This is a genomic window from Chitinophaga sp. YR627, assembly GCF_900114995.1.
Lineage (GTDB): Bacteria > Bacteroidota > Bacteroidia > Chitinophagales > Chitinophagaceae > Chitinophaga.
In genome coordinates, this window is sequence record NZ_FOUX01000003.1 from 198844 (window position 1) to 218573 (window position 19730).

The window sequence follows — 19730 nt, forward strand, 5'->3', positions numbered from 1 at the left end:
TTATTTTCTACATGCTGACACGCCAATTGAAATAGTAGCTATCATACTGATAATTCTTACATAACAGCATCATTTGTAAACTTTTTTACTTTATTTTTATCCTAATAAATGATTACATCACTACACAAAAGCCCCACAGTCATTACAATCAAAGCACATGTGTTGTGAATAACTCCCGGGCTATAAAATGTTATAATCTTGTCTGTTTCATTAAGACGAGCCATGCGCAGGTGCATTAAGCACCCGTATGGGATTAATTTGAGGGAAAGAGATACCCGGCGGGCTTTTCCAGGCCCCGGGTCTTTTTAATTTTATCGGTCTTATTTTATCACTAACCTATACTGATCTTAATATCAGCATTTTAATCGCTTAATCGCAGCGCTACACACACCTGGAAAATGAAACCGGCCATTTTCATTTTAGTAATGGCCCTTTTTTTATAGATCAACTTTACCATTACGCGATAAAATACCATCTCAGCAGCAGCTGGTATCGGAGGTTTATACACATCAATTACTACAAATAAAAAAGCCGGAATAAGATTATTCCGGCTCATTACCTAAACCTACAACTGTTACACTGTTAGTAACATATCTTTAATATCTTTTAGTGCATTGCACTTGGATCCAGTTTTGCGGCTTTCTTTCCTTTCACCATCATCACAAAAGGCACACAGATCAGGAACAGTACACCGAGGTAGAGGAATACATCCATGTAAGACATTACGGTGGCCTGCTTGGTCACACTGTATTCCAGTGACTGATAAGCGCTACCCAATGCTCTTCTTGTATCCATACCCTTTGAAGCAAAATTAGCGGTTGCTCCGGCCACTCTCTTCATCACATCCGGGTTATTTGTATCCAGTTTGCTCACAAGGTCCATTCTGTGTAACTCATTCCGGCGGGATACAAATGTTGTGATCAATGCCACACCGAAAGAACCACCCAACTGTCTCATCATACCGGTAAACGCCGCGCCTTCTCCAATTTCCTTCCCTTTTAATGTAGACAGGGAAAGCGTTGTGATCGGAATGAACAACATACCCATACCCACACCACGTACGATCAGCATCCAGAAAAAGGCTTCCGAACCGGTGTCGGGCGTGATGATCTTATATCCCCAGAAACAGAAAACAAAGAACAGGAACATACCTGCTGCTACCAGATACTGCTGCGGTATCCCTTTCTCCAGCATCTTACCAATGATCGGCATCATAAATGCCGTGGTGAGTGCTGCTGGTATCATCAGCATACCTGATTGCGTAGCGGTCCATCCCAGCAAACTCTGTGTATACAGCGGGATGATAAAGGTGGATCCGTATAATCCGAAGCCCATCAGGAAGGAGAGGAGTGTACCCACTCTCAGGTTACCATTCGACAACACTCTCACGTTCACGATCGGACTTTTATAGACCAGCTCTCTCCATATAAAGAAGAAGATGCCCATGACCGCCATTATTCCCAGGATCAATATCGTTGTGTCATTGAACCAGTCATCTTCCTGTCCGCGTTCCAGTACATATTGAAGGGAACCAACTGCCAGTGCAAGGAATCCGATACCCAACCAGTCAATTTCACTCGCCGATTTCTTTTCTCCGTATTTCGGACTTCTTACGAATTGCAGTGTCAGCAGGGTTGCTACTACACCGATAGGAATGTTGATGTAAAAAATGTACGGCCAGGTATAATGGTCAACGATATAACCACCTAATGGAGGACCTAATGTTGGTCCGATGATCACACCCAAACCGTAGATCGCCTGAGCCATCCCTCTTTTTTCCGGAGGATAACTTTCGGTGATAATTGTCTGGGAAGTTACCAGCAATGCACCACCGCCAAGACCCTGTATGAAGCGGAACAATACGAGTTCCCACATAGTGGTGGCGTTACCACATAGGAAAGAGGAAATAGTAAATATTACAACTGATACTGCAAAGTAGTTACGACGTCCAAACTGTTGTGACAACCAGCTTGTCATCGGTACGATGATCACGTTACCGATCGCATAAGCTGTGATTACCCATCCAATCTCACTCAGTGTAGCTCCCATGTTACCGCGCATTTCATTCAATGCCACGTTTACGATGGTCGTATCTACGATCTCCAGCAAGGCACAGAGTATGGCAGTTATAGTAATGATCACCCTGCGGGCGCCATACTCTACCAATGATTCTTGTTGTAGTAACACGTTTATTAGTTTTTATATGAAGGTCAGTTACCGAATGTTCCCGCCAGGTGACACGAAACATGCATTAATAGTATGCCAGTCTGAGAGTAGTTCCAATTTAGTTGTCAACCGCACCACTCTAGCGGGGTCATTCGTAACTGCTATTAGTCAAGATGTACATCCACCAGTACGTTCATACCTGGGCGGAGTTGTTTTACTTCAGCCTGATTCAGATTATCGAATTCGATCTTCACCGGCAGACGCTGTACTACTTTTACGAAGTTACCAGAAGCGTTATCCGGAGGCAGCAGTGCAAAACGGGCACCTGTAGCAGGAGAGAAGGAGGTAATTTTACCTTCGAGAGACTTACCAGGGAATGCGTCAACATGTACGCTTACTTTCTGGCCAAGTTTCATTTTATCCAGCTGTGTTTCCTTGAAGTTTGCTACTACCCATACATCGTTGGATAATACTACACTGAACAGGGACTGACCAGCCTGTACCAGCTGCCCTGGCTGTACGTAGATCTTAGATACTACACCGTTTTCAGGCGCCAGGATAATAGCGTAGCTAGCTGTCAGCTTAGCGTTGTCAAGTTCTGCCTGACGTTCTTTGATGATCGCTTTAGCAGCATTGATCTGTTCAGCAGTTGCATCGCTCTGGGTAGATACGGCGCTTGTCTGACGGGCAGCTACTTTTTTCTGCTCCTGCAGTACGTTCAGCTGACGTTCAGCAGTTTGTTTTGCAGCCAGTGCCTGCTCATATTGCTGTTGTGTGATGGAGTGATCTTTAATCAGGTTAGCATAACGCTCGTAATCCTGATTGGCACGCCATACGTTTACTTTTCCGGCTTCGATCTGTGCATCTACTGCAGAGATATTTGCCTGAGAAGAAGAGATATTGGAACGGGCAGCGTTTGTAGTGGCTACTGCTACCTGTACGTTTACTTCAGCAGCAGCCAATGCAGCTTCTGCCTGTTGAACTTTGATCTGCAGATCTCTGTCATCCAGCACTACCAGTGTATCGCCCTGCTTTACAACCTGGTTATCTTTTACACGAACTTCTTTTACATATCCTGTTACACGAGGTATAACAGGGCTCACGTTTGCTTCTACCTGTGCGTTGTCGGTTTCTTCATGGTGAAGGGAGTGAATATATTTTGAGATACCGAATGCACCACCACCGATAACAAGGACTGCCAATACGATGATGAAACGATAGTTCCTCTTTTTGGGAGCCTCCTGTACATTATTGGCACCTTTATTAGTAGCTGTAGCTGATTGCGTTTCCATATAGTATATATATGATTGTTACTTTTTTTTTAAAATCCTGAATTAGATAGTTGCGTTATTTAACGGCCTCTGCACCTGTCTCTGTCAATACACCTGCGGTTTCCAGCAGTTTGGTATAAGCTACAACTGCATCAGCTTTTGCGAAGGCGAAGTTCAGTTTTGCCTGAATATTGGCCACATCCGCTTCGAGCAGGTCAGTAGTTGTTGCGAGATTGTTCTCCTGTTTGTTCTTTACTATCTTATAATTCTCACCTGCCTGGTCGATTGCTTTCTGATATGCCTCGATCTTTTTCTGGTTTACCAGGTATTCCTGATATGCCCTGTTGATAGACAAATGGATGTTATCAACCAGCAGCTCTTCATTTACCTGTACTTCCTGCAGTCTTACTTTCGCTTCTGTTACTTTTGAACCGGACTTCCAGAAAGCGGAAGGAGAGTATTTAACACCTATTCCGACGTTGAGTGCATTTGTTACGGTCAGCGCATTCGGTACTGATATAGCAGCGTAACCACCGGTAAGACCAACAGAAGGATAATATTCACCTTTAGCAGCTTTAATACCTGCAGTGGCAGCTTTTTCACGGGCTGACAGGGAAGCGGCATCCTTACGGTTCTGTAATGCGATCTGTTCCCATTCAGCGGCTGCTTTTGAAGCAACAGGAGCAGACTGATCGAAAGTATTGTTATCTGCTACCAGTTCTGTTGTTTCAGGCAGACCTAACAACAGGTTCATCGATACGTTAGCCAGTTTCAGATTGCTTTCAGCTTCTACCAGGGTCACTTCCACATTTGACTGCTGTAACTGTACTTTTAATAAGTCGTTGCGTGCTACGAGGCCGTTCTTTTCGAGATTGGTGAAATCTGTTACGCGCTGTTGCTGTTGTTTCAGATTCTCACGTACCAGTTCTACTGCCTGCTGTGATTTATACAGATTGCTGTAAGCATTGATCGTGTTCTGAATAACTGCTTCGCGGTCTTTATCCGCATCAAGTTTTGCGGCTTCAGCCAGGTAACGTGCGGATTCCTTCTGGCTCTGGAGCATAAATCCTGAGAAGATAGGAACTGATACGGTTGCCATTGCGTAGGCAAGAGAGTTTACCTTCGGAGTAGATCCTCCACCTGAACCGGAACCGGTACTATCACCTCCGAGTTTGATTTTCAGATCTACATTTGGTTCGTTGATTCTGAGATATGAGCCTGAAACACTAACATCCGGTAACTGTGCATTGTTTGCTGTTTTTACAGATGCGAGTGCTGCGTCGATCCTTGTTTTGCTAAGTTTAAGTTCTTTACTGTTCTGTATACTAAGCGTTATGGCTTCTTTCAAAGACAGGCTCTTCTTGTCCTGCGCCTGACTGGTATAAGGTATAGCCAGTATTACGCAAACTGCCAGAGACCATAAACGCCTGTATGTGCTATTAAGCTTCATGGATTAGAATGGCTTTAAACAAATTTTTCAAATGATTGCTTGTATGAATAATTAAATATTCCTGTAGTTCACTATCTGTCAGATGTTCCAGATTGCTCATGCGCTGGAAATGGTGCCTGGTCGACATAATATGATTGGTTGTACCAGTCAGTGTCGCGACCATCATCAGCACATCCACATCCTTATTAAATATCCCCTGTTCCTGACCGGCGTTAATAAACGTACCGATCACTTCGTATACTTCCTTTTTACTTTCGTGAATCAGATCATTCACGAGCATATCCGCCTGGATCTGTGCCCTCATCATCATGAGATTAAAGCAGGGATTACCAATGATCCTGCGCACAAAATTCTCAATCAGTGAATCCAGTCTTTCTATATATGTTTTGGAATTATCAGCCAGCGTTTCGTTCAGAATTGCTTTCCAATTGATGATCCTTTTCAGGAAGATTGATTCAATCAATTTCTCTTTTGAACCGAAATAGTAAGATATCATTGCGATGTTCACACCTGCCTCATGCGCAATATCCCTCACTGAAGTAGCGTGAAAACCGTGGGAAGCGAATAGCTTCTCGGCAGACTCCAGGATTAATAATTGCTTCGGATTGTATTCCATGTGTAAATCGAATTGTGCGCACAAAGTTAAACAAACATTTAATTTAATCAAACGACCGTTTAAATATTTGCCAATATTAATACCTTTTTAAGCAGATTTTAAGGTGATATACCACATTAAGGTGAGAATAGTATAGGAGACTTTGAAGCTAAATCATTGATTTCCAACAGTTGGAAATTCAACCACTAAAAAAATGAACGGAACGAACTATTAAAATTAAAATGAACATAATGGACTCAGCAATTATGATCTTTTCATTTTACTTTTGAACTGTTGAGAGCGGAACTGCTTCCAACTCATTCATTTTGATATGCTATATCTATAAAAACCATTATCAAAATAATTCTGATTGCAGTTAACCAAACCATTCATCTTTATTATCCTGAACCAACGTTCTATGATCATTCATACTATCATCCATTATTTGTCAGACAGTAAGACTGCTCTATCCAATTTGTATCTGCTGATATATCCGGATATGATCAGATATCTGTACAATTTCTTGTCCATATCCATTATGTGAAAAACCTGTATCGGTTCAAAAACCAGTCAATCCGGCTTTTAGTTCACCTTTTCTTGTTTGCAATGCAGCATTGGTTGCCAATGTTGTAAGCACATCCATTGCTTGTATCTAAAGCGTTATAATTATTTATAATGCTCTGAGACTGTGTTTTTTCGGTCTTCCGATTACATCCAAGGTTGATAACGATCAAACCCGGGGCGTTGTCCAGCGCTCTGGTCCTTTATATCTCTTTTGAGGAATAGTATATTGAGGAATAGTCTGTTATGATTAGTTCTTCGATGTATACCCTTATTACTACGATACTACGCCGTTATCTCTTCGCTCATGAGCGGATAGATATGGGCCTAATAGCGGCATAATGGCCTGTTAACGGTACAATCCGGAGCTGCTGAACGGACAGGATGGGCATTGTAGCTTAACGGAGAGGAGTATTGTAGCTTAACGAAGAGGAGAAACGCCTGACGACAGCGACGTTTGAGAGAAGCTTTATGACCATATTACCGGACTTTGTTCATGGAATAATCTGCATCAATTTGAATAGGAAAGAGTATTATTATATAGTCAAAATATAATTTATTGAGCGCAAACACATTAGTTATGACACAATACAAAGTAGCCTGTTTTGGGGAAGTGCTCTGGGATATTTTGCCGGATAAAGCCCTACCCGGAGGAGCACCCATGAATGTGGCTTACCATCTTCAAAAATTGTCTGTTCCCGTAGCCATGATATCGGGTATCGGAGATGATGATCAGGGAAAATCCCTGCTGGAGCTTATGAAACGATATCAGCTGACAACCGACTTTGTTCAGATAGACCCGGTACACGAAACGGGTAAAGTATATGCACGTCCTTCTCCGGATAACCCGCTGGAAATGAAATATGAGATCGTTCAGCCGGTGGCCTGGGATTATATTGCTTTTACACCTGCCTTAAAAGAACTCGCACAGCAGGCAGGTGATACCTTCCTCGTATTCGGTAGTCTTGCGGCAAGAAATGCAGACAGCCGTCAAACCTTACAATTACTGCTTGAAGGCAACCGCACTTTTGTACTGGATATCAATCTGCGTCCTCCGCATTTTGAACAGGAACTGCTTGTTGGTCTGCTGCATCAATGTCATATCCTGAAACTGAATGAATCAGAATTATCTATCATCGGCAGCTGGCATCAATGGCCCGATACCATGGAGGCACAGGTGAAAGCATTAAGTCTGCAATATGCCATTCCAACTATCATTGTCACTTTAGGTGAAAATGGCGCGGCACTATTTACGGAAGGAAAATTCTATCAGCATCCCGGTTATAAAGTAAAAGTAGCAGATACGATCGGCAGCGGAGACGCTTTTCTCGCAGGATGTCTGTATAGCATTATCAAAAAATATTCACCGGCTGATACCTTATCATTTGCCTGTGCAATGGGTGCGCTTGTGGCATCTTATCATGGCGGATGCCCTGATTACCAACGTTCGGAAGTAACCACATTAATGGCAGCACACTAAAGCCGGATATATTGATTTTTCAAAGAGCATAATTTAATATTATGCTCTTTTTTTGCAATTTAATCATCCGATAAGACCATCCATTGAAAAAAATATAAAAATGGCAGTCCGCTTTCCTATATTTAAGGCATGTCTCAACTTATTCGTCATGTGATTACAGGATTAGGAATGGTATGCCTGTACCTTCCATCCTACGCACAACAAAAACCGGCCTATGTGCCACCCAGGCAGTATCATTCTTATCAAACTACTACTCCGATCAAAATAGACGGAGCCGGCAATGAAGACGCATGGTCTAAAGCCGTGTGGAGCGATGACTTCACAGATATCGAAGGAGATAAGCAACCTGCACCAGCCATGCGTACCCGTTTGAAAATGTTGTGGGATCAGGAGAATCTGTATATACTGGCAGAACTCGAAGATCAGCATATATGGGCGACGCTGCACCAACATGATACTATCATCTTTCAGGATAATGATTTTGAAGTATTTGTAGATCCTGATGGCGATGGCGAAAAATATTTCGAAATTGAGATCAATGCGCATAATACCGTCATGGACCTTTTCATGAACAAGCCCTACCGCGTTGGTGGCGACGCCCTGATGACCTGGGATACAAGAGGTATACAGACAGCAGTGCAGATAGACGGTACATTGAACAATTCTGCTGATAAAGACAGAAAATGGACAGTGGAAATGGCCATACCGTTCAGTGCATTCGCATTTTTCAACGAAGGCCTTACACCCAAAGATGGTGCACGCTGGAGAATCAATTTTTCCAGAGTAGAATGGGATACCGATATTGTGAAAGGTCAATACGTAAAACGTAAAGATCCCAAAACAGGCAAACCATTACCTGAACATAACTGGGTATGGTCGCCACAGGGCATCATCAATATGCATGCACCTGAGAAATGGGGATACCTGAATTTCATCAGCAAACCAGCAGGTAGTGCTCCTGTAACGATCACCTTACCTGCCATCGAAGCAGCAAAAGAATATCTCTGGGATATATACGGTAAACAACAACAATACCGCAGAAAAAATGGACGTTATGCTACAAGTCTGCAGGCGCTGGGCATCACCAATACAAACATTAAAGAACAGGGCGTTTCCTATACGTTAGAGCTGGAAGGCATCACGAATCAGTTCACCGCAACACTGCTCGACAAGAACACCAAACAACGCTGCTCTATTAACCAGGAAGGTAAAATTTCCCAAAACTCATCAAATGAATAAACGCAATTTCCTGAAATCAGTCGGTCTTGGTAGTCTGGCTATCATGCAACCTGGCTTACCATCCCTTTCCGCAACAGCAAAAGCAGCCGCGCCATCCGCAGCTAAAGCGAAACACCGCGTCTGGATCAATCCGGATGAGAAAGACACCACTGCCGATCTGCAAAAGCGCTATGCTGCTTACAAAAAGGCAGGTATCGGACTTATCTTCTTTGAAGCAGACAGTGAGAAACATTTCAGAGCGGCCAAAGAAAATGGTATTCAGGCACACCGATGGATCTGGACAATGAATCGTGGTGAGAAAGAATTGCTGGCCAGTCATCCTGAATGGTATGCTAAAAACAGAAAAGGAGAATCCTGCGCTACACACCCACCATATGTAGGATATTATCGCTGGCTTTGTCCGAGCAAGCCGGAAGTGATCAACTACCTGAAAGAACAGGCAGAAGCAGTACTGTCCAAAGACTATGTAGATGGCCTCCACCTGGATTACGTGCGTTACTGCGACGTAGTATTGCCGGTAAACCTCTGGAGCAATTACGGTATTGATCAGTCAAAAGAACTGCCTGAGTATGATTTCTGCTATTGCGAAACCTGCCGGGAAAAATACAAAGAACAAAAAGGCGTAGACCCGCTGGATATGGAACATCCTGATCAGATCCCTTCCTGGAGAAGATTCAGGTATAACCGCATTACAAATGTGGTGAACAATCTGGCGGCAGTAGCCAAACAGCATAAAAAACCTATCTCCGCAGCCGTATTCCCTACACCGGATATCGCCAAACGTATTGTGAGACAGGATTGGACAAACTGGCCCCTGGATTCAGTAAATCCGATGATCTACCACGGTTTCTATAAAGAAGACGTAAACTGGATAGGAGAGGCAGTCGCGGAAGGCGTCAGTGGTCTGCATGGTAAATTCCCATTGTACGCTGGCTTATATCTACCTGATTTCCATGGTAACATGGCCGATCTGGAAAAGGGTATTCGTCTGGCAATACAGCATGGTGCGGCAGGTGTTTCACTTTTTGGTGGCATAGATGACGCGGTATTAAGCACGCTGCAAAAAGCAAGTGTGTAATATGTTATTCCTGTTACCTGGATAAAAGATCTTTCAGATAACATAATTTAAATAACCGGGGATCAGGATTGATCCCCGGTATTCCATCTTAAAACCCCATGTTTCGCTATGAATTATTCCCAGTCAGTACGTTGACTTTATTTATTGATACATATTTATTGATACTTATTTACTCACATTCACCATCACCCTCATCCACACACACTCATTTATTTACACTTTTTTACTGATGCATATTTATTGATACTTATTTACTCACATTCACTCACCATCACTCTCATCCACACACACTCATTTATTTACACTTTTTATCGATACATTCAGTTTCTATAATTGATCAACACCCGCATATTATTCCCTCGCACATCATTACTGACCATTACCATAAAATATTCTTCTTTAGCATCATTCCTCTCTTTAAACAATAAATACTTTCATTACTGCATTATTGATTTAATATCTCAACGCAACTTTTCTACCCCAATTACTATGACTATCAACAACCGATAAAGTGCCAGACGCCATGAATGGCGTCCGGACTCAGTCTAATAACCTACTATTATACGATTAGAGCGATTCATAATTGGATAGTGCATAATCTTTATCTCCGTACATAATTTTTATCTCCAGCCATTTAAAAATGTCCAGGTGCCAGAATTAGCTCCTGGGTTTCTTCAGAATTGAAATACTCAAACAAATAATTGCGACTTCCTAAAGAGGTACGGTGGCCGTTCTTCATTAACTCATCTCACTTTACCGGCACACCGCTGCCTATCCTACAGTATGCATTTATATATAGACAGGAGATATCAACTTAATTTCTTAATCAGTTTAGTAAATGATGCAGGGCATAACCATGTCCATCCGTATGATTGCATACAGTAATCATGAGACATCTATCTACTTTTTTAATCAGCTTTAATAATCCACACAGCAGTCCATTATATCAGCACGATCTCTTACAGTAGCTATGAGATATCACGCTGATTTCCTAATCAGTTTTAATAACCGATCATGATATCACCACACCATCAACACACTCCCCAACAGCCACAATCCCTTATCCACACTCGCGTCCCACTCATCGTAGCAATAAGTACCAGGTGCCAGGAATGGCGCCCGGGAATGGATCAAATTGTTTGTTGATGTTAAACCCTCTGTTTCTTACATTCAAACATTAACTGAAAGTGAAATCTTAAAAATGAACAAATAATTTGCCGACACAAAGATTTAAAAGCCAGGTATCAGGAATGACACCCGGGTATACACAGTTTGTTTAACCCCTAAATAAATAACCATGAAAAACAAAGCAACCTCGCGGCTCCTATAATCATAAGGCACTTCGTATTATTCACATGACATAACACATCATTCCTTTAACAATTTATAGCTAGCGTAATCTTTCATTTTTACTGACAGGTAAATAAGCTGTTGCATCTTATCACTGATATGGTTAACTGAAAAACTATTATTATTCTGCCATTCATATTTGCATGACAGAACAAAAGTATAGTGCTGTTTTTAATTAACCTTGCGTCATTACATTCATTCAAATAGCGGCATTCATTTCATTCAGTATAAGTAAACACAAGGGTTTCAAAGGAAAAATTTGTAGTGATAAAAATGTAGGCCAACAGAGACATTCGTTGCCGTTCATCACTGAACAACTAACGTTTATACCAGTATGAAGATGAATTTTCTGTTCATTGGAGTAGAAATGACTGAACAGTTTTTACAGAAATGCAGAAAGTACAGAGATCTGATAAGAGAATAATTACAATTGGTTTTTCAAAAAGTTGCGATACTATAGTCCGTAAAATGCCTATTCCCGGTGGAGGTAACCAATCTCTACCCCCAACCGGGCAATAAGCTGCATCAAAATTCCACCACATTTCCAAACTGCACTATCTTTATGGCTGCCCGCAGCTCACTGCAGGAGCAGCAACATATCCCCCCTTCATAATGATCTGATAAGCGCAGAATCATAATCATGCGACATCAGCGTAAGATGTAAATTTCAATGCATAGGAGACTTTGTTAAGGGTTAGTAACACGAAGACATTACATCTCTGAACATACAAGGTCCTTTATGATCATATGCATGATCAATCAGACACGCAGGCATATGCAAAAAAGCAGGAGAGACCGCGTTAAACAGTCTCTCCTGAAGAATAATTAGTAGCCGTCGTTTTGCTTAAGGTTCTTATTAACAGCCAGGTCTTTAGTGGGTATTGGGAACAACAGGTTTTTAGGATTGTCTGATGGCTTCAGCTGCCATGGTTCCAGGAATTTACCAAAGCGGATCAGGTCTTCCCTGCGCCATCCTTCCCAGTACAGTTCGCGTCCTCTTTCATCTATCAGTTTGTCCAGATCGATAGAAGTCCAGGTGCTCGCTTTACGATGGGCTCTTATATCATTAACAATCGTGAGTGCATCACCTGCCTTGGATGTTCTCAACAGGGCTTCTGCCTTCATCAACAATACATCTGCATAACGAAGGAACACGTAATCGTTATTGGCGTTATTACCCCCCTTGGTTTCATTATTCGTCATATCCGGTGGATATTTTACTACCCTGATACCGGTTACTTCCAGTGTGTTCGGATCAGTTTCCTGTAATTTCAACTCACGGGTGAAGATCAATAAATTACCCTTTCTGTCTTTCAGCAGGGTACCAGCTGCATTTACCTGCTGACCTACCAGGAAGCCTACTTTCAGACCACTCTTATCTGTAACACCGGGATAAGCGCCACCACGACGTACATCGGTTGCTTCAAACTTATCGTAGAAGTCAGAAATAGTCGCATAGCCATTCCATCCACTTGGGTCCTGATTGTAGTGAAGGGTAGGCGCCCAGTGACAGTACACAGCATTACCACTTCTCACAGTACTGAAGCCTGGTCCGTTACGCTGTGTGAAGATGTTTTCTTTAGAGATCGCATCATTATTATAAGCAAAGTTGTCGAAGTAGTTCGTCAGACTGTACTTACCACTTGCAGTGATCGCATCTGCCAGTTCGATCACCTTTTGCATATCAGCGGCATCAAATGTTGGCGACTGTCTGTTGGCAAATGCACCTTTATTCAGGTAACACTTCATCAGCAGTGCTCTTGCAGCATTCTTATTAGCGGTATAAGCAGGCACATTTTCATCAAGTGCAGTTATGATCTCGGTCAGTTCACCGATAATATAAGTAGTAGCCTCTGTTGAATTCATCACCTTCGGTGCATTCAGCAAAGTATCTCCCGGGTTACGGAAAGGCACCTGTCCCCATCCATCCAGAATCGTATACATCGCATAGGCACGGAGGAAGCGCGCTTCCGCTGCCTGTTGTGCAGAAGGCTTGAAGCTGAGCACATTGGAAGCAAGGAACTGCAGCTGCAGGATATTCGAAAAGGTATTGCTGATATAAGTATGGTCAGGTGTCCAGTTGTGCAGTTTCAACGCACGCCATACACCGTTATCATCCCAGTCACCACCACGGGTAGGGGCTACGGCTTCATCTGCGGTCATTTCCTGAAGGGCCCAGAAGTTAGACTGGTCCTGATAAGGTAACTGAAGACCATTATAGGCAGATACCAGCAGCGCCGGCACCTCGATCAGTGAATCTGCCTGCTCGCGTGTCAGTGTAGATCCCAGCTGCTCATCAAGAGAACAGGAAGATAATCCACATCCGAATGCAAGTGATAATATGATGACTATTCTATTCAATCGCATAGTAGTAGTTTTTAAATCAGTGAATTATAACGAGAAGTTGATGCCTGCCAGAAAGTTTCTGGCGGTAGGATAAGGGGAATACTCAATACCAAAGGAGGTTACGCCATTGATACTTTTATCCGTATTCACTTCCGGATCAAATCCTGAATACTTCGTGATGATGAAGAGGTTTTGTCCGGTGATGTAAATGGATGCATTCTTGATCACCTTACCTATGTTCCCGATACTATAACTGATGGTGGCATTATCCAGTTTCATGAAATTGCCTTTCTCCAGATAGCGGCTGGATACTGTGATCGGATTGGAGAGATTTTCCTTTGTACCTATCACGTCCTTAGCCACGTTCCTGGAACCCAGGTTATTCAGCGGCAATACGGTATTGGCAGTGTTATTATAGACATCAAATCCGTAAGCGCCATGCGCACTCACATTCAATGCCCATTTCTTATAATTCACGGCAGTGATGATACCCAGCATGGTTTTAGGGTTTGGATCTCCTTTGAAGAACAGGGTATTACCACCATCTGTGTACTGGCCCTGACCATTCGCGTCAAATCCTTCGAATCTTCTGAGATAGAATGTGTTAAGTGGTTCGTTGTTTGCCAGACGCTGGGCATATGCATCAGATACACCCTGGCCGCTGATGGAACCTGTTAATACCGGCGGACCATCATAATTTTCCAGTCTGTTCTTCAGGAACGTCGCGTTCACACCGAGATTCCAGTTGAAATCTTTAGTCGCAACGATGTCTCCGCGTAATACCACTTCAATACCCTTGTTGATCACATTAGCCGGCAGGTTGATCCAGTAGTTGGATGCAGGCGCTGGCTGGATAGCCGGGAAGTTGAACAGCAGGTCGGAAGTGTTTTTATGGAAGTAATCCACACTACCATATAATCTGCCACCGAAGAAGGTATAGTCGATACCGGCGTTCAGCTGTTTAGAGCTTTCCCATTTCAGGTTAGGGTTAGCCACATTGCTCAGACTGGCGCCGCCATTTGAGTTAAGCGTATACTGTTCCTGTGCAGCACCTGCAGGGAACTCCTGGTTACCGGTGATACCCCAGCCCACACGCAGTGCTAACTGGTTGATCGTTTTGTTGTCTTTCAGGAAAGCCTCATTGCTGATATTCCATTTTGCAGCGAAAGACGGGAAGTAACCATATCTGTTATTGGAACCAAACTTACTGGAACCATCTGCTCTCAGGGTTGCTGTTAACAGGTATTTGTCCAGGAAGTTCAGGTTTGCTCTACCAAAATAGGATTGAAGCTTAGATTCAGGATTGCGGAAGGAGTTGATAAACGTATTGGTCTGAGAAGGGTTCTGGAGGATGTCGGTATATTTCAGCACATCTGTTGTGAAACCAAGTCCACCCAGATTTCTGCCTTTATAATCAAAGTCCTGACGCTCATACCCGATCACAGCCCCTAGAAATAATGCAGGCGTGATCTGCTTGCTATAGTTCAGGGTATGTGTCATCAACTGGGAAGTAAGGGTAGTGGTACCATAGTAAGCCTGTCCGTTATTCATCACCTGGGCGATGTTGATAAAGGAGGCTATCTGCGTTTCCCTTTCTCCGACCTGGTGGTTGATACTATAAGTAAAACGGTATTCCAGGTTATCAGTGATTTTATAAGATGGAGAAATGCTGGCTACAATACTGTTGATATTCACTTTATCATCATAAGCAGCTGACATTGCTTCCGGGTTGATGGCAGAACCTTCACCCAGTATATTAAATGAGCCATCAGGCTTACGCAGTGCAAGAGTTGGATTCCACTGGAGGGCCTGACCGATCAGACTACCGGTAAAACCAGCGTTGCTGGTGATCGGGGCTATCTGTTCAGTAGTATGTGCTGCCTGGATAGAGTAATCCAGCCCCAGCCTTTTATTTTCCATCAGTTTATACTGACCGTTCAGGTTGGCAGTATATTTCTTCAGACCGGTTTTCTTAATGATACCCTGTTGATCAAGTAAGCCGAAAGACGCTCTGTAAACGCCATTTTCATTACCGCCACTAACACCTACATTGACGTTGTGGGTAGTGCCGGTACGGAGAATGCTCTCCATCGCGTCAACGCTGGAGCCATTGTCACCACCGGTAAGGCTATATTGCTTCAGGGCGCTTCTGTATTCATCCGCGTTCAGTACGTCCAGTTTCTTAAGGAGCTTACTCATACCGGCTGAATAGTTAACATCCAGACGGGGAGCACCAACAGCGCCTTTCTTAGTTGTGATAATTACCACACCGTTAGCACCTCTTGCACCGTAGATGGCGGTTGCAGATGCATCCTTCAATACATCCATTGACTGAATATCAAAGGAGTTGATGAAGTTCAGCGGGTTAGCGTCCGGCGTCTGACCAAGACCGTTGGCGCTAACAGAAGGCTTAGCGGTACGGCCATCCAGCGGCATACCGTCTATTACATACAATGGCTGGTTACCCGTCCTTACGGAAGAGTTACCGCGGATCCTCACAGTAGTTGCACCACCTGGCGCACCACTGTTGGCGATCACCATGAGACCGGCTACCTTACCCTGGATCAGCTGATCAGGGGCAGTAACGATACCACGGTTAAAATCGGCAGATTTAATAGATACCACCGAACCCGTGAGGTCTTTTTTACGGGTGGTACCATAACCTACTACCACCACATCTGTGAGGGTTGTACTGGTGGGTACCAGGGCAATGGAAAATTCTGATTTGCCGGCAATAGCAATTTCCTGCTGTACATAGCCGACAAAAGAAACGACCAGTGTGGTAGCTGTGGCCGGCACATTCAGTTTAAATGTACCATCCGCCCCGGTGGCCGTACCTGTGCTGGTTCCTTTGACCTGCACAGTGGCGCCCGGAACGGCACTACCGTTTTCATCCGTGATCTTACCGGTCACGGGTTTGGTCTGTGCGCTGGCTATACCTGCAACAAGCAGTAATAACGAGCATAACAGACGCACCTTGCGAAATAGAAGATTGGTCATAGATCAGTTTTTATTGGTTTTGTGGAATAATGATGCCTGCATGAATGGGTCCGGTAGGCCTGGGCGGCCTGCCAAACGTGGAATACTTCTTTGCGCCGATGGCATATCATCAAACGTGGATAATGTCACACTATAAGTCCTGACCTGGTTGAATTAGGGCCGGGCATATATGATTCATAACGGATTTTTTTCTGACATTGATCGTAACGTGGTCTCACTGGTTTCAACTGCGTCGGATAGATTACGGCTGCGGTCGATAAGTCAAAGTAAGCCTGCCTGAAACAGGTTAACAATTTATATGGTACTTATATAGAAAATATTGGTTCAAAACATGTTTTCATAAACTTCAATTTACTGATTAACAATGCATTGTATTTATATTATCGTAATTTATATATAACGATAATAACCGGGTTTTCTTAACATTTCAGAGCGATTTTCAAAGGGCTTTGATGTCCATCAGTCGTTCTTCAAACTCTTCTTTTGGTATAATTGCCTTGTTTTTGATCTTCGTTTTATAAGTGTAAATAGTGTTCACTGAATATTCAAGAATCTGGGCAATTTTTACATTGTCGCTGATTCCGATCCTGATCAGTGCGAAAATCCTGAGATCGGTATTTAGCAGTTCGTTGTCTTTTAGTCTGATCCGGTCCTCTTCTTTAAAGAAGGAGTTAAAGACCGTTACAAAGTTGGGAAATATTTTCAGGAAGATACGGTCAAAATTCCGGAACAATTCATCTCTTTCCTCTTTAAGATCTATGTTATTGACCAGATACCTGACTTCGGCATATTTATTATCTGTTAGTTTCTGATCAGCCAGCTTTTTGAATTTTTTGATTTTGTCGAGGTAGGATGAGTTGATCTGAAAACAATAGCCGATATATTCCTCTTTGATCTTATTTGCCTCCATCAACTTATAGTTGATTTCCTGTTGCAATGCATGAGCAGAAGTAATGACCTGCTGGGCTGCCTGTAACTTTTTATATTGCCGGAAGATGATCACCGCCAGCCAGATAAGTGCCAGCAATAACAGGGTGGCGATCGTAGAGTAAACAAACAGCAGGGTTTTCTGCGCTTCTACTGTATTGATCTTTTCCACCTCGATGATAGGGAGGATAGCGCTTACCTGTACTTTTCTGAGCCGGGCGCCATAAAAGGAGGCATCCGCAACCGCATATTCTATATAACGGGAGGCATGTTTAACGTCGCGTTCCTTAAACAACAGTTCGGCCAGGATGAACATGGCGGTTGTTTCTTTGGTACTCGACATGATATCTGCCATTGCGGCACGGGTCATCATAATAATGGCACTGTCCTGTTTGCCTATACGTATATATATATTACCCAACGAGGAAGTAGCGATCGCCTGTTGATGCATGGTCAGGTCCTGATGAGCTACCGTAAGGGTGTAATAGTACTTCGCACTATCTAACTGCTGCTTTTTCTGATACATTAATCCATAACTATAGTCATAGCTAAAGGAATGGGGTTTATATAACATCAGTGCAGAATCTATGTAGATATTTCCCTGCCGGGTGTAGGAAGGAGCGAAGTAGGTATCGCTGCTATAATCAGACATGTCATAGTAATAGCGTCCCATGAGGGAGTAGTATTCCGCACGCGCCGTGTCAGGCAGTGAATGAACGTTGACAGTCAGCAGGTAGTCGCCCGCCTCCCGGAACATACCGGAAGACAGCAATACAAACCCCAGTTTTACCACGGCATAGTTTACCCGTTGAGAATCATTCATTTGCTTTGCCAGCTCCTGCAATTTCCGGGCATAGGCAAAAGCCGAGTCATATTTAAAAACCTTGAATTGTTCGTAGAGTTGCTGACAGATATTAAACTGTTCTTCGGTAGACAAATGCCTGCTGGTTGACAATGCCTGTCTCAGGACATTGATCTGCTTCACCCTGTCCGCATCATAAACGTGTGCATTTTCAATTGTCTGATTCAGCCTGTCCAATAAAGTATCCCGGGAGGATCCGGCAAATGATATTTTACACGCAAACAGCAATAACAAACAAATAAGCTTCGATTTCATTTTTCAGATTTGTGGAACAGTTCGGGGTCATCGTAATTCTGTATGCCCCGCTGAAATTTTCTATGAATTCTGTCCCGGAGAGAATTTGGGCTCAGCACGATCATCCCATCGCCATAACCCAGAATTTCCCTTTCGAGTTCGAAATTCTGTTGGACCTTCAGGTTAATAATGATACCATCTTCCCGGCTCTCCAGGAGCTCCTGGGAGTGATGCATGGGCTTTGTAAGTATGTATGGCGCATGTTCATGGCTGACGAGTATTTTGACATTTCGTGGATGCACATTATCAGAAACAGTTACACCTATTACGTGTTTATAATAATCGACCGGTTCTATATGTTCATTCTCAATATACAAAGGGCCGTCCAAAAGTTCTAATTCTGATATTCTGTCCAGCGCCAGGTGATACAGCTGATTTGATTTCCCCTTAACACCTACCGCAAACCAGCGATTTTTGAACTCCTTCAGCCACCACACATGATACTCAAATGAGTTACCGCTTTTAGCCTTAAAAGACTGATAAGCAATGCGGATCACTTTTTTCTGTACGACAGATTGATATAACAGCTCCAGGTGTTCCAGTCCCTTCAGTCGTTCGTTCTTTTCAAATTCTATCACGGAGCGCGTATTATGGGAGGCCGCATATACGTGGTCTTCCAGTTTCTGCACGACCTCATTGAGGCTATTGAAATGGGAAAAGCCCTTAAACTGTTTCAGGACCTCCACGGCTTCGTTCATACGGCTCAGGTCCACCTCACTTAAAGGTATATTGGTGATGCTGTACTCCGGATCCTCGTAGGTATAATACTTCTTGTCCACCACAATAATAGGCGCACTATATCCCAGTTTGTCGCTACGCATGGCCTGCAGATCCATCTGAATAGCCCTGCGGCTGATCCCTTTGTGAATGTCTTCATATTCGTACAGGGCATCGCCCACAGCATCGATCAGATCCTGCAGGGTCCATTTACGCCTGCGGTTCCGGAGGCAGTTATCTATTGTTCTGTAACGGATAAGGGCATTCTTATTAACGGGCATGCAGACTATTTTTTCAAAAAGTAGAAAAAAAAATCAAATGCGCAAAAAAAGTGCGCACATGAGTTTGACCTTTGTATTGTCATCGTTGATGATACAATTACAGATACTGTGGC

At 43.3% G+C, this 19730-nt stretch carries 11 protein-coding genes; 3 read left to right on the forward strand and 8 right to left on the reverse strand.

Translation table 11 applies throughout. From position 1 onward, the window contains the following. Positions 1–606: 606 nt before the first annotated feature. From BMZ72_RS16210 to BMZ72_RS16225, 4 genes are all read right to left on the reverse strand, one after another. Positions 607–2187 (reverse strand): DHA2 family efflux MFS transporter permease subunit, encoded by a 1581-nt coding sequence (locus BMZ72_RS16210; RefSeq protein ID WP_089810143.1) that lies wholly within the window; start codon positions 2185–2187, stop codon positions 607–609. A gap of 143 nt (positions 2188–2330) precedes the next feature. Then, entirely contained in the window at positions 2331–3458 is a 1128-nt protein-coding gene (locus tag BMZ72_RS16215) for an HlyD family secretion protein (protein ID WP_089810145.1), read from the reverse strand. A 55-nt stretch (positions 3459–3513) separates the two neighbouring features. Continuing rightward, positions 3514–4887 carry a TolC family protein gene (locus BMZ72_RS16220; protein WP_089810147.1) on the reverse strand — a complete coding sequence of 458 codons (1374 nt, stop codon included), beginning with the start codon at positions 4885–4887 and terminating at the stop codon, positions 3514–3516. Beyond that, the gene (locus BMZ72_RS16225) at positions 4877–5503 is read right to left on the reverse strand and encodes a TetR/AcrR family transcriptional regulator (RefSeq protein ID WP_089810150.1); all 627 of its coding nucleotides are present in this window, start codon (positions 5501–5503) and stop codon (positions 4877–4879) included. The genes BMZ72_RS16220 and BMZ72_RS16225 overlap by 11 nt, the downstream gene beginning before the upstream one ends. A gap of 1120 nt (positions 5504–6623) precedes the next feature. On the opposite strand from BMZ72_RS16225, the gene BMZ72_RS16230 reads away from it, so the two are divergent. From BMZ72_RS16230 to BMZ72_RS16240, 3 genes are all read left to right on the forward strand, one after another. Then, positions 6624–7523: a carbohydrate kinase family protein gene (locus tag BMZ72_RS16230; protein WP_089810152.1), complete on the forward strand. Its 900-nt coding sequence runs from the start codon at positions 6624–6626 to the stop codon at positions 7521–7523. Between the two features lie 129 nt (positions 7524–7652). Beyond that, positions 7653–8762 carry a carbohydrate-binding family 9-like protein gene (locus BMZ72_RS16235; RefSeq protein WP_089810154.1) on the forward strand — a complete coding sequence of 370 codons (1110 nt, stop codon included), beginning with the start codon at positions 7653–7655 and terminating at the stop codon, positions 8760–8762. Then, positions 8755–9840 carry a family 10 glycosylhydrolase gene (locus BMZ72_RS16240; protein WP_089810156.1) on the forward strand — a complete coding sequence of 362 codons (1086 nt, stop codon included), beginning with the start codon at positions 8755–8757 and terminating at the stop codon, positions 9838–9840. Before BMZ72_RS16235 ends, BMZ72_RS16240 begins: the two co-directional genes overlap by 8 nt. Positions 9841–12015: 2175 nt before the next feature. Here BMZ72_RS16240 and BMZ72_RS16245 read toward each other — a convergent pair. The 4 genes from BMZ72_RS16245 to BMZ72_RS16260 form a co-directional block, all read right to left on the reverse strand. Continuing rightward, on the reverse strand, positions 12016–13557 hold the full coding sequence (locus tag BMZ72_RS16245) for a RagB/SusD family nutrient uptake outer membrane protein (protein WP_089810159.1): 1542 nt from the start codon (positions 13555–13557) through the stop codon (positions 12016–12018). Positions 13558–13581: 24 nt separating this feature from the next. After that, complete coding sequence (locus BMZ72_RS16250) at positions 13582–16536, reverse strand: SusC/RagA family TonB-linked outer membrane protein (protein ID WP_089810161.1); 2955 nt, start codon at positions 16534–16536, stop codon at positions 13582–13584. 439 nt (positions 16537–16975) lie between these two features. Beyond that, positions 16976–18580 carry a DUF6377 domain-containing protein gene (locus BMZ72_RS16255; protein WP_089810163.1) on the reverse strand — a complete coding sequence of 535 codons (1605 nt, stop codon included), beginning with the start codon at positions 18578–18580 and terminating at the stop codon, positions 16976–16978. Next, complete coding sequence (locus BMZ72_RS16260) at positions 18577–19617, reverse strand: helix-turn-helix transcriptional regulator (RefSeq protein WP_089810165.1); 1041 nt, start codon at positions 19615–19617, stop codon at positions 18577–18579. The genes BMZ72_RS16255 and BMZ72_RS16260 overlap by 4 nt, the downstream gene beginning before the upstream one ends. Positions 19618–19730 lie beyond the last annotated feature (113 nt).